The sequence below is a fragment of the Pseudomonadota bacterium genome (genome assembly GCA_026388215.1).
Taxonomy (GTDB): Bacteria; Desulfobacterota; Syntrophorhabdia; order Syntrophorhabdales; family Syntrophorhabdaceae; genus JAPLKF01.
The window spans coordinates 22,822-36,033 of the sequence record JAPLKF010000136.1 but is presented as its reverse complement, the minus strand read 5'-3'; the positions used below and the strand labels follow the sequence as shown (position 1 = coordinate 36,033).

Sequence of the window (13,212 nt, the reverse complement as noted above, 5' to 3'; positions counted from 1 at the left end):
TAGAGCTGGTACTATTTCAAGAGGCAGCATTGAGCAATTCTGCTGGCATCTAAAAGAGTTGGGAATTAATCCCTGGGCTATCATCTTTGACCTATTAGCTGCATATCCGAAACAGGTAAGGAAGGTCTGGCCTAAAGTAATCATCCAGTATGACTATTTCCATGTAATGCAGCAGATCCATAAACACCTGAAGAATGCCCTTCTCCAATTTAGAAAGCAATTAAAGGGGGAGGAATTAGAACCATTCCGTAAGGAACTGTGGGAAAACAAATGGCGGATACTTAAGAACATGGATAACTGGACAGCCAAAGACCATAGAGTGATTCCTGAACTAATCGAGTTCTACAGAGGCACCCCTGTTGAGGCTATTCTGATCTTCAAAGAACAGATTCATCAGATATTTAATGGGAGCAGTAGCAAAGCAGAGGCTTACGCTAAGAGAGATAGTATCTATGAGGAGAGATGGTGGAGAGACTTCTGGCATCTTAAAAAGATAATGGAGTTTTTAATGAGTTCCAAGTTTGAGTATATGATTACATATATGGATGATAAGCGTATCCCCCGCTCTGGGAATATAGAAAACCTTATTGCTATCTGGAGACAGATGGAAAAAGTACGCCGTGGTTTTAAGATAGAAAGAGGTAGACAGAATCACCTAAAACTCTATCAAATCAAACATTACCTGAACAACAACTTAGCGGAAAAAGTGGGACAGTTGACAACATCTTGATTATAAACAAAATAGTGGTATTCTTAGCAGAAAAAGTGGGAAAGTCTCTAAAAAAACTCTTGACAACTTGGGGGGGGTGTATATTAATAAATCAGGATTTTGGAAAAACTAAACTGTTACCGCTTTTGCTATTATTAAAATGATAGGCGGAGGTTCGTAATAGAAATGGAAAACTAAGAAAAAATGTGAGCAAAGCCACTTCTTTTTAAATAACCTTAGGAGGAGAATGAGATGAACGGTAAAGAACGTAGCGTGGAGGCGCGGATTGTCCGCGGAATTATCGTTATTATCATTGGGCTCATTATCTGGTACTCCCCCATACCCACCGGGGTCAAGAAAGAAGCTTGGCATCTTTTGGCCATCTTCGTGGCTACCATCTTCGGTTTGATTCTGACTCCCCTCCCCATGGGGGGCGTGGTCATCATTGGAGTGATGATGACTGCCTTCACCGGAGTCCTCAAGATTGGGACGGCTCTTTCGGGCTTTGCCAACAGCACGGTCTGGTTGATCGTCACGGCCTTTTTGGTCGCCCGGGGTTTCATCAGCACAGGTCTGGGAAGGAGGGTTGCCTACATGTTCATCCGGGCCTTCGGCCGCAAGACTCTGGGCCTGGCTTACGCCGTGGTGGCCAGCGAGCTGGTTTTATCCCCGGCCATGCCTTCAAACACAGCCCGGGCCGGGGGAATTATTTATCCAATTGTCCGGGCTCTTTCGAACACTTTTGGATCCGAACCGGGAGAAACCGCCCGGAAGATCGGTGCTTTCCTGATGATAATGGAGTATCAGGCCACAGTCATCACTTCGGCCATGTTTATGACTTCCATGGCCCCTAACCCGTTGATTGCCGAGCTAGCCATGAAGACCGCGAATATTCCGATCACTTGGGGGATGTGGGCCCTGGCGGCCATTGTCCCGGGCATCCTATCGCTCATCATCGTTCCTTACCTCCTTTACAAGATTTATCCCCCGGAGATTAAAGCTACACCTGAAGCCGTGGCGATGGCCCACAATGAGCTGGAAAAGATGGGGCCCATGAAGCGGACTGAAAAGATTATGCTCTTTGTTTTTTTCCTCATCCTGGCATTATGGGTAACGGGGCAATGGAACAAGATTGATGCCACCACGGTAGCTTTCCTTGGGGTGGGCGTCATGCTGGTGACGCGAGTGATCCGCTGGGATGACGTTTTGGCCGAGAAGGGAGCTTGGGATGCCCTTATCTGGTTTGGCGGCTTGGTCATGATGGCCGGTCAACTGAACGCTCTCGGCTTTATGAAATGGTTTGCCGTAGCCGTCGGAGGAGCCACTGGGGGATTGGCGTGGTTTACGGTCTTGATCATCCTCATGCTGGTCTACTTCTACGCCCATTATGGTTTTGCCAGCACCACTGCCCACACCACAGCCATGTATGTTCCTTTCTTGACGGTAGCCATTGCTGCCAATGTTCCCCCCTACCTGGCGGCCCTGACATTGGGATTCTTTACCGCGCTCAATGCCGGGATTACGCATTACGGAACGGGACCTGCGCCGATTTACTTTAATGCGGGTTATTTGGACCAGAAAACATGGTGGATATTGGGACTGATCATCTCCTTCGTCAACATTGCCATCTGGATAGGCATCGGTTTCCCTTGGTGGAAGGTTCTGGGATTGTGGTAAAAATTTTTAGAATGCCGAGGGAAATCCCGGGCGGTTGAATCCTGGGAATCCCTCGGCGATTTTTTCATAATCATCCTCGCTGAATGTCTTTTCCTTTTCTGGCCCGGTTCTAAAAGGCCCTCTGAATCTCAAAGGAATTCCCATGGCAGCTTCGCCACCCGCGGATCCTGCCATGCTTTAGCGCGAGAAAATATTCAAAAAATTTAAGAGATTTCCGGCTCCAGCCGATCAAGATACCAAAGACTCTTCTTACCGTCAGGCACACTTCACGGCTCAAGGGGTATCCATATTTGGTCAGCCCAGGATGATTTTATGCAAGGAGGACGAATGGAGGCTCCATGATAAGTTTACCCCCTTTAATATGTTTGGTAATCTATAATGTACTTTAAGTAAGAATATATCATGGTTGTCACAAAATAAAGCAAATTTTAAACTAAAAAAGGTATGTGTCATGCCTTTTATTGTAATGCCTTTCTTTGTTTTTTTTGTTGCCTTTTTTACATTTTCCTTTAAAATTCATTTTATGGAAAATAATGTATTGGGGTACATCAAGCAATTTTAGGAGGAAATATGCATAGGATAGCCGTTATTCCTGGGGATGGTATCGGGAAAGAAGTAGTACCCGAGGGTATCAGGGTCATTGAAGCTGTTGGAAAAAGGTTTGGTATCGAATGTAAATGGGAATTTTTTCCATGGGGCTGTGAATATTACGCATCACATGGTGAGATGATGCCCTCCGACGGATTAAAAACATTAAAAGGATTCGATGCTATCTATCTTGGTGCTGTGGGGGCTCCTGATGTGCCCGATCATATTTCCCTGTGGGGTTTACTCATCCCAATACGAAGGACATTCTGTCAATACGTAAACCTGAGGCCGGTAAGGCTCCTGAAGGGTATTATAAGCCCGTTGAGGGATAAAAGGCCTGAAGATATAGACTTCTGTGTAGTAAGAGAAAACAATGAGGGGGAATACTCTAATGTAGGTGGAAAGATGTATATCGGAACTGAGCAGGAAATGGTGATACAGGCATCTATCTTTACCCGTAAGGGCGTTGAAAGGATAATACGGTTTGCCTTTGAGCTGGCAAAAAAACGACCAAAAAAACATGTCACATCAGCGACGAAGTCGAACGGAATTGTATTTACTATGCCTTACTGGGATGAAATATTCAGAGAAATATCTCAACAATACCCCGGGATAAAAGCCGACCAGTACCACATAGACGGCCTCACAGCAGCCATTGTATCCCATCCTGAGAGGTTCGATGTTCTTGTGGGAAGTAATCTCTTTGGCGACATTCTTTCGGATCTTGGACCGGCTCTTGCAGGAAGCCTTGGTATTGCTCCATCAGGGAACCTGAACCCTGAACGGGATTTCCCGTCCATGTTTGAGCCTGTCCATGGTTCTGCTCCCGATATAGCAGGTAAGGGCATTGCCAACCCTATCGGTCAGATATGGTCAGGCGCCATGATGCTTGACCATCTTGGTTATAGTGATGCAGCAAAGATGATTGAAAAGGCAATCGAGATAGTGCTGGCCAACAAAAACATTAAAACCCCTGACCTCGGGGGGACGGCAACCACAGAGGAGTTGGGGAGAACTATTGCAGAAGTGGCTAAAGAATTATGTGAATGAAGAAGATTTGAAAAACGCTTGTGAACGTATAAATTTACTACATCAAGAGCACATGGAAGCTTTATCTGTAAAAATTAGAATTTGACCTGACAGGCAGTGTACGATTAGGTTGTGATACTGGACTTCACCTACCTACTACTAAACGATTCCTATCAAACGAAAATCTGAAAATTACCGTTAGAAATGGAGTATAACGTTTCGCTAATAGTGCTTGACATGGCAATGAAATTATGTAGAAATAATGACATAAACTTAAAATGAGGGGGGTGGGCATTAGATTAGAATCTCCACCAAAAGAAACATCACTAATAAAAAAAGGAGGGTAATGTATGTCAAAACATGTCAGAGTGATTGCTGCAATCGTTTGTCTTGGTTTTATGATCACCATGTTTAGTAGTTGTTCCACTATTAATGTGACGGGTAACGCTAAACTTATACCGAGCACCCAGGAAGGCACAAAAATTGCTGAAAAAAGAGTTTGGTATGCTTTATGGGGGTTAGTCCCAATTTCTAATAACACGACTGATGATATAGTCCCTGCAAACACAAATGTGAGGGTAGAGACAAAATACACCTTCTTAGATGTTGTAATATCGATTTTTACCGGTCTGGTAACAATCAACTGCCATACTGCTGAAGTTTATGAGGTCAAATAATATTGAATGAAAAAAGGGCTCGATTCTTTAACCGGGCCCTTTTGGTGATGTGGACACTCTTTAATTATTCAATAACTCCTTGTCACCCCCTTCTTTCCTCCTCGTTATATAGCATCTTTATTCTATTGTGATGTTCCGTTAAGATTCTCATTAGTATTAACCATTACCGCTTAAAGTATTGCATATTAAGGGGAAGTAGTAAAAACAACATTACAGGAAGCTATACGTAAATATGTTTTTTTGCTTTAGATTTTCCTGATTGCTGAAAGTTGATTGCTGATAGTTGATAGCTAAAATCAGCTTCTATACGATGCGTTTATCTTGATGTAGTCGTAGGTGAGGTCAGTGGTAAACATGTCGTAGGAGGCCTTTCCGTTATGGAGATTTACAACGAGCTCTATGTCCTTTTTATTCATCAGTTTTTTCAGATATTCTTCATTAAAGGGTACTTCAATTCCATTCTTTACAAGTAGTTCCCCCTGCATGATAACCTCAATCTTTGATGGCTGCACAGGAACATTAGCATCGCCAACTGCCGCTATGATCCTTCCCCAGTTCGGGTCGCATCCAAAAAATGCGGTTTTGGTGAGCAATGAGGTTGCGATCCTCCTCGCTATCTTCTCGGCTATCTCCTTTTTTTCCGCTCCATTCACCAGTATATGGATAACCCTTGTTGCGCCCTCTCCATCTCTCACAACCATCATGGAGAGCTCCTTCATAACGGAATAGAGTTTATCCTTGAAGGTATCAAGCCCTTTAGGGTCTTCCTCGCCCCTTTTTGTGAAGAGCATCACTGTATCGTTGGTGCTGCACTCGCCATCCACCGTTATTCGTTCAAATGTTTCCTTTGCTGAGTTTAAAAATCCCCTTTTTATCTTGTCAGGTCGGGCAGGATAGTCTGTGAAGATGAAGGCAAGCATCGTTGCAAAAAGTGGATTTATCATGCCTGAACCCTTTGCAATCCCTACGATGTTGTACCTCTTTTTCCCCTGGAAGGTTTCACTCACAATCTTTGGATGGGTATCTGTTGTCATGATAGCCTTTGCAAAGGACTCCACGTGTGTCTCTTTGAGGCCTTTTAAAAGGGCCGGCAAAGAACGAATAATCTTATCGGCTGGTAGCCTTCTCCCTATTACACCGGTTGATGCAAAAAGAATCTCTTCTTTCCTGATCTTAAGCAAAGAAGAAAGCTTATTGCCAATTATTTGGAGATCTGATACGCCCTCTTTTCCTGTACATGCATTAGCACATCCACTGTTTACGAGTATTGCCCTTATGGGATTATGCTCTATTCTCCTGTTATACAGGATATGAGCGGCTTTTACCCTGTTTCTCGTATATAGTGATAAAGCATTCATACCTTCCTTAAAAAGGACAAGCCCCAGATCGAGCCCTGGACCCTTAATACCGGATGCTATGCCTGAAAATTCAATACCGGAAATCATAATAATCCCTTTTTTAAATAATCAATAAACCAAATTACAATAACCAATCACTGAAGCACAATAACCAATAACCAAATTCCAATAACCAGACAAATTCCAATATCCAATAACCTAAACTTTGAAAATTGGATATTATTTGGAGCTTGATTATTGGTCATTGGTTATTTACTATCTACTTCCCGCAGCACCGCTTATATTTTTTGCCACTACCGCATGGGCAGGGGTCATTTCTTCCAATCTTCTTTCCCTTCTGTTCAAGGGGGCGTTCATCCCCCCTGTTCATAAACATGATAGGCTCATTATGGGTAATCTCCTCTTTCGCAGGTTGAACTGCAAACATTTTTTTCACCGTGTCATATTTTACCCTGTCCAGCATATCAAGGAACAGTTCAAAACTCTCCCTTTGATACTCCCTTAATGGATCCTTCTGTCCATAGCCCCTGAGACCAATGCCCTCCTTCAGATGGTCAAGGGAAAGGAGATGCTCCTTCCAGTGCGTATCGAGTGAGTTTAGTGTGATAAATTGCTCTATAGCCCTGAGTTCGTCTTCACCGAACAATTTATCCTTCTCTTTATAGACAGAAAAAACCTTCTCTTCTACTATGTCTATTAACCCTTCCCTTGTAATAGTTTTTATATCTGTTGAATCAAGGTCTATGTGAAAGAAGAATGTTTCATAAATCCTGTTCTTGAGAGACTGAAGATCCCACTCTTCTGGATATACCTTCTCCGGGGCATACTCATACACAAGGTTTTCGCATATCTCTTCTATCATATCATATATATGGTCCTTTACGTTGCCATCCTTCATGACCTCTCTTCTCATCCCGTATACTGTTTCCCTCTGTTTGTTCATCACATTATCATACTCAAGGAGATATTTTCGTATCTCAAAGTTGTGTCCCTCTACCTTGGTCTGGGCGTTTTCTATGGCCTTTGTGATGAAGGGGTGTTCTATTGGCATATCTTCTTTCATGCCGAGTTTGCCGAGAATTGGTGAGACCCTGTCGGAACCAAAAAGCCTCATAATTTCATCCTCCAGGGATACATAGAACCTTGAAGAACCCGGGTCTCCCTGCCTCCCTGACCTTCCCCTTAACTGGTTGTCTATCCTTCTCGATTCGTGTCTTTCTGTTCCAAGGATGTGTAATCCACCGGGCCTTATTACCCCTTCCTTGTCTTTCTCGCATATCCTTTTTGCCTCTTCGAGTGCTTTGATGTATTCTTCTGTGTCCTTTTGCCCTTTGCACATAGTGAGTGCGAGAAACACTGGATTTCCGCCAAGAAGGATATCAGTTCCCCTTCCTGCCATATTCGTGGATATTGTTACCGCCCTTGATCTGCCTGCCTGGGCAACGACCTCTGCCTCGCTTTCGTGGTTTTTTGCATTCAGGATATGATGGGGTATCCCCTTTCTCTTCAACATTTCAGATACCCTCTCAGACTTATCTATCGAGAGTGTTCCAACAAGTACAGGCCTTCCCTTTTTGTAAAGCTCTTCTATCTCACCCACCACAGCCTTAAATTTTTCTTTTTCAGTCCTGTAAATGACATCTGTATAATTGGTTCTTATAAGTGGTACATTTGTCGGTATTACAATAACATCAAGGTTGTAAATCTTTTTGAACTCAAGGGCTTCAGTATCCGCTGTGCCTGTCATGCCAGCGAGTTTTTTATACATTCTGAAGTAATTCTGAAATGTAATGGTTGCGAGTGTTTGATTCTCCCTCTCGATCTTGACATTTTCCTTCGCCTCCAGCGCCTGATGAACACCGTCGCTGAAACGCCTGCCCGGCATGAGTCTTCCTGTAAACTCGTCTACTATGATAACCTGCCCATCCTTTACTATGTAATCAACGTCCCTGCTGAATAAATAGTGCGCCCTTAAGGCCTGATTTATATGGTGCAGGAGGTCAACGTATTTCGGGTCATAAAGATTGTCAATATTGATAAGCCTTTCAACCTTTGCCACCCCCTCCTCTGTGAGGTAGGCACTTTTTGCCTTTTCATCTACCATAAAATCTTTGTCTTTCTTGAGCTGATACACGAGCCTGTTGATTTTATAGTATTTGTCCGTTGATTCCTCTGCAGGACCTGAAATGATAAGCGGTGTCCTTGCTTCATCGATAAGGATGCTGTCAACCTCATCAACTATCGCATAGTTGAATTCCCTTTGCACACATTCATCGAGTGTGTATCTCATATTGTCCCTTAGGTAATCGAATCCAAATTCATTGTTGGTCCCATAGGTTACATCACATGCATAAGCCTTTTTTCTTTCATCGTCGTCAAGGCCATGAACAATGGTATCCACAGAGAGACCAAGAAATTTATATATGGGGCCCATCCACTGGGTATCCCTTTTTGCAAGGTAGTCGTTGACGGTTATCACATGGACACCCAGACCTGTGAGTGCGTTGAGATATACAGGGAGTGTTGCAACAAGGGTCTTCCCCTCTCCTGTTGCCATTTCAGCAATCTTGCCTTCATGGAGGACAACACCTCCTACAAGTTGAACGTCAAAATGCCTCATATTTATTGTCCGTCTTGCCACCTCCCTGACCAGGGCAAAGGCTTCTGGTAAAAGGGCATCAAGGTCTTCACCCCTTTCAATCCTCTCTTTGAACAGGGGGGTCTTTCTTTTTAGCTCATCGTCTGAAAGGCCCTTTAATCCTTCCTCGAGGGTATTTGCCTTATCAACGATAGGCTGAATTCTCTTTAATTCCCTTTCGTTTTTAGTTCCAATAATCTTTTTTAGGATATTGCCAATCATGCTGAATCCTGTTTTATACTTAAGGGTTAGGAGACAGGGGTTAGGGGTTAGTTACTATACCCTATACCCTAAACCCTGTATTAAAGGTTTGACTATCTCTCAATCCCTCAGGGTAGCCACCAATCTCTCTGGATGGAGAACAACATTAAAGGCATCTGCAATACTGTTTACAACAAGGTCTGCCTCTTTGATCAGGGAATTTGCGCTGCCTTCTTCACCGATGACACCAATACCGAGGGCTGCCTCTTTTAACATCATGGCATCGTTGGCACCATTCCCTATGGCAATTATCTTTTCAGGTCCAAGCTCCCTTATTATCCTTGCCTTTTCCTTGCCACTTCCTTCCTTTCCAACCTTAATAATGCTAAAGCCTATTGTATTCCCTTCAGTATCAATGTTTTCATAGGTATCCGATGTTATTATAAATACCTTGATGTACCTTGCAACCTTTTCCATCAGTTCTTTGACACCTTCTTTTAGTTTTCCGTCAAATGCGCATGTTCCATTATAATCAACCACAAGATACTCTATATCGAGGTCACCCCATCCAGGAATGGAAACACTAATCATACCTTACCCCCTAAAGTTATTTGGCATACTATTGTAACATAAACTGAGAGATTTAGAACTATAAATTTTCTACTTGATTTTTTCTCAAATACGGTTAAACTCTTGTCCATGAAAAATTCTCTAAAGGGGTCAAGGGGTCAAGGATTCAAGGATTCAAGTGGTAAAACACTCGACCCCTCGACCGTCTCGGCTGAGCTCGTCGCAGGCCCTCGACCCCTCGACCCCTTCATTAAACCTAAGTGGCAGATTAGTTGCGTGATATACGATTGTGATGGTGTGCTCTTTGACTCTCTCGAAGCCAATGGGAGATTGTACAACCTCATCGCAACATCAATGGGAAGGCCACCTCTCACGGAAAATGAATTAAAATACTGCCACACCCATACAGTCTATGAGTCAATCCACCATATGTTTAGGGATGATGAGGCATCAGAGAAGAGGGCAATAGAGTTTTTGAAAGAACAGGTAGACTTCAAAGAATTTATTGTCTATTTGAAGATGGAACCAAATATCCTTGAAACCCTGGCCCAGCTCGAGAAAAGAGGGATCGCACGGGCGATAAGCACAAACAGGACTACCTCGATGGAACACATAATGGAAAGGTTTGACCTCTGGCCCTTTTTTGATATGGTAGTGACTGCCCTTGATGTGAAAAACCCCAAGCCAGATCCCGAATCTGTGGAGAAGATTTTAGCTGCATTGAGCATTGATAGAGAGCAAACCCTTTATGTGGGAGATTCGGAAGTAGATAGAGATACTGCTCTTTCCTCGGGCGTCAGGTTTATCGCATATAAGAATCAAGAATTACAGGCAGATGGTTTTATAGATGATCATCTTGCTCTTCTGAAGCTTCTTTCGAACGGGCAGTATCCTCAAGGATAATCTTCTTACCCCTTAAAAGTGTGTATACAGGTCCCGATAAGAGGTAAGCAAAGGATAATATGAATAGCATAATTTCTGGTTCTATAAATATTATTACAAGGGTTGTAATAGCTGCTACTGTTGTACGGAATGGTCTTCTCTTGAAAAATCCCATCTCTTTCGAGCTTAAATAACGAACATCGCTTACCATGAGAAAGGCAAGGATGTAAATCAGGATCGGCATAAGTATTGTTTTTAGTTCCCCGTGATAGCCGAACCATGAATAGAAAAGCACGCTCCCTGCAATTACCGCCCCAGCTGCCGGTATCGGGAGACCAAGAAACTGCTTTTTCTGGATGGTGTCTACCTGGACATTGAACCGGGCGAGCCTTAATGCCCCGCACGCCACATAGAGGAATGCGGCAAGCCAGCCGAATCTTCCATAGCCCTTTAGTGCCCACATATAGGCGAGCAGTCCCGGGGCTATACCAAAGGCTATTAAATCGGATAAGGAGTCGTATTCGACACCGAACTTACTACTTGAACGCGTCATCCGTGCCACTTTACCATCCAGCATGTCAAAGACACAGGAGATGAATATCGCAATACTGGCGTAAACAAACTTTTTATCAATAGTCGCAACAATAGAGTAAAAACCTGAGAACAGGCTCATTGAAGTCAAAATATTTGGTAAAAGATAGATACCTCTACGTTTTCTTTTCTTCATGTTCCCCCTTCTTTCTTGCCAGAGGTGTCACTCCAGCCATTACCTTATCATTCAATGTTACCACAGGTTCATACCCGATTGGAAGATAAATATCTACCCTTGAACCAAAGGCAATAATTCCAACAGGGTCACCCCTTTTTACATAGTCTCCTTCCTTCACATAACTGGTAATGCGTCTTGCTAAAAATCCTGCGATTTGAACTAAAAGAATCCTTTTATCCCCCTCTTCAATAAGGATGTAGTTCCTCTCATTTTGTTTCTCTATATCCTTTCTAAAGGCAAGGGCAAATTTACCGTCTCTGTGCATTACCTTTGATACACGACCTTCCGAGGGGGCCCTATTTACGTGAACGCTTGTGAGGGACATAAATATACTTATCCGTTTTGTCTCGACCCCCATAAACTCCCCTTCAACCATCTCCTTGATTTCCATTATCTTCCCATCTGCCGGTGAAATGAGGCTCCCAGAAGCGTCTTTTGGTATTCTTTTGGGGTTTCTGAAGAAAAAAAGACAGGAAAGGAAGAACGCAAAACTTATAATAAAAAAGATCTGGATGTGGAATATAAAGAAAAGAATAGAAAAAAAGAGGGAAGGGACTATAAATTTTAGCCCTTCCCTCGCGATAGGCGTTTCTCTCAACCCTTTCTCCCAATCCAGCCCATCATAGACCGGAGTTGTTTCCCCACCTTCTCTATTAAGTGCTCGCTCTCTATTTTTTTCAGGGCATTATATACGGGTCTTTTAGCCATATTCTCAAGTATCCACTCCCTTGCAAACTCACCGCTCTGTATCTCTTCAAGCATCATCCTCATCTCTTCCCTTGTCTCTTCGGAAATTATCCTTTTACCCCTTGTCATATCTCCATACTCTGCCGTGTCACTTATGGAATAACGCATATATGATATTCCACCCTCATACATCAAATCCACGATGAGCTTGAGCTCATGAAGGCACTCAAAGTATGCAATTTCAGGCTGATAACCTGCCTCGACCAACGTATCAAAACCTGCCTTAACGAGTTCTGTTGCCCCGCCACACAATACTGCCTGCTCTCCGAATAGGTCTGTCTCAGTCTCTTCTTTAAAGGTGGTCTCTATGACACCCGCCCTTGTTGCCCCGATTCCTTTGGCGTAGGCGAGGGCCTTCCTCTTTGCCTTTTTTGTATAATCCTGGTAAACCGCTATCAGTGAAGGAACACCAGCGCCCCCCACAAATTCCCTTCTTACAAGGTGCCCCGGACCTTTCGGGGCTATCATGATAACATCGATATCAACAGGTGGGACAATCTGCCCGAAATGGATATTGAATCCATGAGAGAATACAAGGGTTTTACCCCTTTTCATATTTTTCTCTATTTCATTTTTATATAACTCTGCCTGGGCTTGATCTGGTGCAAGTATCTGGACTATATCCGCCTCTCTGGATGCCTCAGATGCACTTACAGGCTTGAAGCCATGCTCCTTGGCAAGTTTATAGTTTGGGGTTCCTTCAAGCTCGGCAACAATAACCTTTACCCCGCTGTCCCTTAGGTTTTGTGCCTGGGCATGCCCCTGGCTTCCGTATCCGATGATCGCAACCTTTGAACCCTTCAGTATCCCAAGGTCTGCATCCTTGTCATAATACATTTTAGCCATTCTCTTCTCCTCCTTTAGACTGTTTTTCATTCATCTTAATAGTTTTATCCCCTCTTGCAACGGCAATGGGTCCTGTTCTTACAAGCTCCTTAATGCCGAGCGGTTTTATAAGGGTTAAAAAGGCCTTAAGTTTTTCTTCATCCCCTGTAATCATTATCGTGTACGTCTTTGGGGATACATCTATTACTCGTCCCCTGAATATCTCTATCATCCTGAGGATCTCTTCCCGGGTCTTCTCATCAGCATTTACCTTCACAAGGACCATTTCCCTTGAGACATAATCCAATTCTTTAAAATCCACAACCTTTATCACGTTGATCAGTTTGTTTAACTGTTTTAATATCTGCTCAATTATCGCATCGTTTCCACTTGTAACAATGGTCATTGTAGAAATTGTGGGATCGAGGGTCTCTGCAACGCAAAGGCTTTCTATATTGAAACCCCTTCCACTGAATAAGCCTGCAATTCTTGAAAGAACACCGAACTCATTCTCAACAAGTACGGATACTATGTGTCTCAAT

Annotated in this window: 13 protein-coding genes; 5 read left to right on the top strand and 8 right to left on the bottom strand. The window is 43.4% G+C overall.

The window, feature by feature from the left end:
• Together NTU69_08250 and NTU69_08245 are read left to right on the top strand one after the other, a co-directional pair.
• On the top strand, positions 1-730 hold a 730-nt coding region (locus NTU69_08250), incomplete at its 5' end, for a transposase (GenBank protein ID MCX5803504.1).
• 231 nt (positions 731-961) lie between these two features.
• A complete protein-coding gene (locus NTU69_08245; protein ID MCX5803503.1) occupies positions 962-2,386 on the top strand; it encodes an anion permease in 1,425 nt (474 codons plus the stop codon).
• 6 nt (positions 2,387-2,392) lie between these two features.
• On the opposite strand, the gene NTU69_08240 is transcribed toward NTU69_08245, so the two are convergent.
• A complete protein-coding gene (locus NTU69_08240; protein MCX5803502.1) occupies positions 2,393-2,560 on the bottom strand; it encodes a hypothetical protein in 168 nt (55 codons plus the stop codon).
• Positions 2,561-2,956: 396 nt separating this feature from the next.
• On the opposite strand from NTU69_08240, the gene NTU69_08235 reads away from it, so the two are divergent.
• Complete coding sequence (locus tag NTU69_08235) at positions 2,957-4,024, top strand: tartrate dehydrogenase (protein ID MCX5803501.1); 1,068 nt, start codon at positions 2,957-2,959, stop codon at positions 4,022-4,024.
• Positions 4,025-4,353: 329 nt separating this feature from the next.
• Complete coding sequence (locus NTU69_08230) at positions 4,354-4,680, top strand: hypothetical protein (protein ID MCX5803500.1); 327 nt, start codon at positions 4,354-4,356, stop codon at positions 4,678-4,680.
• Positions 4,681-4,976: 296 nt separating this feature from the next.
• On the opposite strand, the gene argJ is transcribed toward NTU69_08230, so the two are convergent.
• From argJ to NTU69_08215, 3 genes are all read right to left on the bottom strand, one after another.
• Complete coding sequence (argJ, locus tag NTU69_08225; GenBank protein MCX5803499.1) at positions 4,977-6,125, bottom strand: bifunctional glutamate N-acetyltransferase/amino-acid acetyltransferase ArgJ; 1,149 nt, start codon at positions 6,123-6,125, stop codon at positions 4,977-4,979.
• Between the two features lie 172 nt (positions 6,126-6,297).
• Positions 6,298-8,898 (bottom strand): preprotein translocase subunit SecA, encoded by a 2,601-nt coding sequence (gene secA / locus NTU69_08220; GenBank protein ID MCX5803498.1) that lies wholly within the window; start codon positions 8,896-8,898, stop codon positions 6,298-6,300.
• A 99-nt stretch (positions 8,899-8,997) separates the two neighbouring features.
• A complete protein-coding gene (locus tag NTU69_08215) occupies positions 8,998-9,468 on the bottom strand; it encodes an HAD family hydrolase (protein MCX5803497.1) in 471 nt (156 codons plus the stop codon).
• 108 nt (positions 9,469-9,576) lie between these two features.
• Here NTU69_08215 and NTU69_08210 point away from each other — a divergent pair, with 108 nt between their 5' ends.
• The gene (locus tag NTU69_08210; GenBank protein ID MCX5803496.1) at positions 9,577-10,350 is read left to right on the top strand and encodes an HAD-IA family hydrolase; all 774 of its coding nucleotides are present in this window, start codon (positions 9,577-9,579) and stop codon (positions 10,348-10,350) included.
• Here NTU69_08210 and pssA read toward each other — a convergent pair.
• From pssA to ilvN, 4 genes are read right to left on the bottom strand one after another with little or no spacing between them, the layout of a single operon-like run.
• The gene (gene pssA, locus NTU69_08205; protein ID MCX5803495.1) at positions 10,289-11,056 is read right to left on the bottom strand and encodes a CDP-diacylglycerol--serine O-phosphatidyltransferase; all 768 of its coding nucleotides are present in this window, start codon (positions 11,054-11,056) and stop codon (positions 10,289-10,291) included. The two genes, NTU69_08210 and pssA, sit on opposite strands and share 62 nt — an antisense overlap.
• Complete coding sequence (locus NTU69_08200) at positions 11,037-11,696, bottom strand: phosphatidylserine decarboxylase family protein (GenBank protein ID MCX5803494.1); 660 nt, start codon at positions 11,694-11,696, stop codon at positions 11,037-11,039. The genes pssA and NTU69_08200 overlap by 20 nt, the downstream gene beginning before the upstream one ends.
• Positions 11,693-12,691: a ketol-acid reductoisomerase gene (gene ilvC / locus NTU69_08195; protein MCX5803493.1), complete on the bottom strand. Its 999-nt coding sequence runs from the start codon at positions 12,689-12,691 to the stop codon at positions 11,693-11,695. The genes NTU69_08200 and ilvC overlap by 4 nt, the downstream gene beginning before the upstream one ends.
• The gene (gene ilvN, locus NTU69_08190; GenBank protein MCX5803492.1) at positions 12,684-13,211 is read right to left on the bottom strand and encodes an acetolactate synthase small subunit; all 528 of its coding nucleotides are present in this window, start codon (positions 13,209-13,211) and stop codon (positions 12,684-12,686) included. The genes ilvC and ilvN overlap by 8 nt, the downstream gene beginning before the upstream one ends.
• Between the last annotated feature and the right edge of the window lies 1 nt (position 13,212).

Excerpts from the sequence above, each read along its gene's own strand:
- secA (MCX5803498.1), bottom strand. The coding sequence starts at position 8,898 with ATGATTGGCAATATCCTAAAAAAGATTATTGGAACTAAAAACGAAAGG.
- NTU69_08240 (MCX5803502.1), bottom strand. The coding sequence starts at position 2,560 with ATGGCAGGATCCGCGGGTGGCGAAGCTGCCATGGGAATTCCTTTGAGA.
- ilvC (MCX5803493.1), bottom strand. The coding sequence starts at position 12,691 with ATGGCTAAAATGTATTATGACAAGGATGCAGACCTTGGGATACTGAAG.
- NTU69_08235 (MCX5803501.1), top strand. The coding sequence starts at position 2,957 with ATGCATAGGATAGCCGTTATTCCTGGGGATGGTATCGGGAAAGAAGTA.
- argJ (MCX5803499.1), bottom strand. The coding sequence starts at position 6,125 with ATGATTTCCGGTATTGAATTTTCAGGCATAGCATCCGGTATTAAGGGT.
- NTU69_08215 (MCX5803497.1), bottom strand. The coding sequence starts at position 9,468 with ATGATTAGTGTTTCCATTCCTGGATGGGGTGACCTCGATATAGAGTAT.
- NTU69_08245 (MCX5803503.1), top strand. The coding sequence starts at position 962 with ATGAACGGTAAAGAACGTAGCGTGGAGGCGCGGATTGTCCGCGGAATT.
- pssA (MCX5803495.1), bottom strand. The coding sequence starts at position 11,056 with ATGAAGAAAAGAAAACGTAGAGGTATCTATCTTTTACCAAATATTTTG.
- NTU69_08210 (MCX5803496.1), top strand. The coding sequence starts at position 9,577 with ATGAAAAATTCTCTAAAGGGGTCAAGGGGTCAAGGATTCAAGGATTCA.
- NTU69_08230 (MCX5803500.1), top strand. The coding sequence starts at position 4,354 with ATGTCAAAACATGTCAGAGTGATTGCTGCAATCGTTTGTCTTGGTTTT.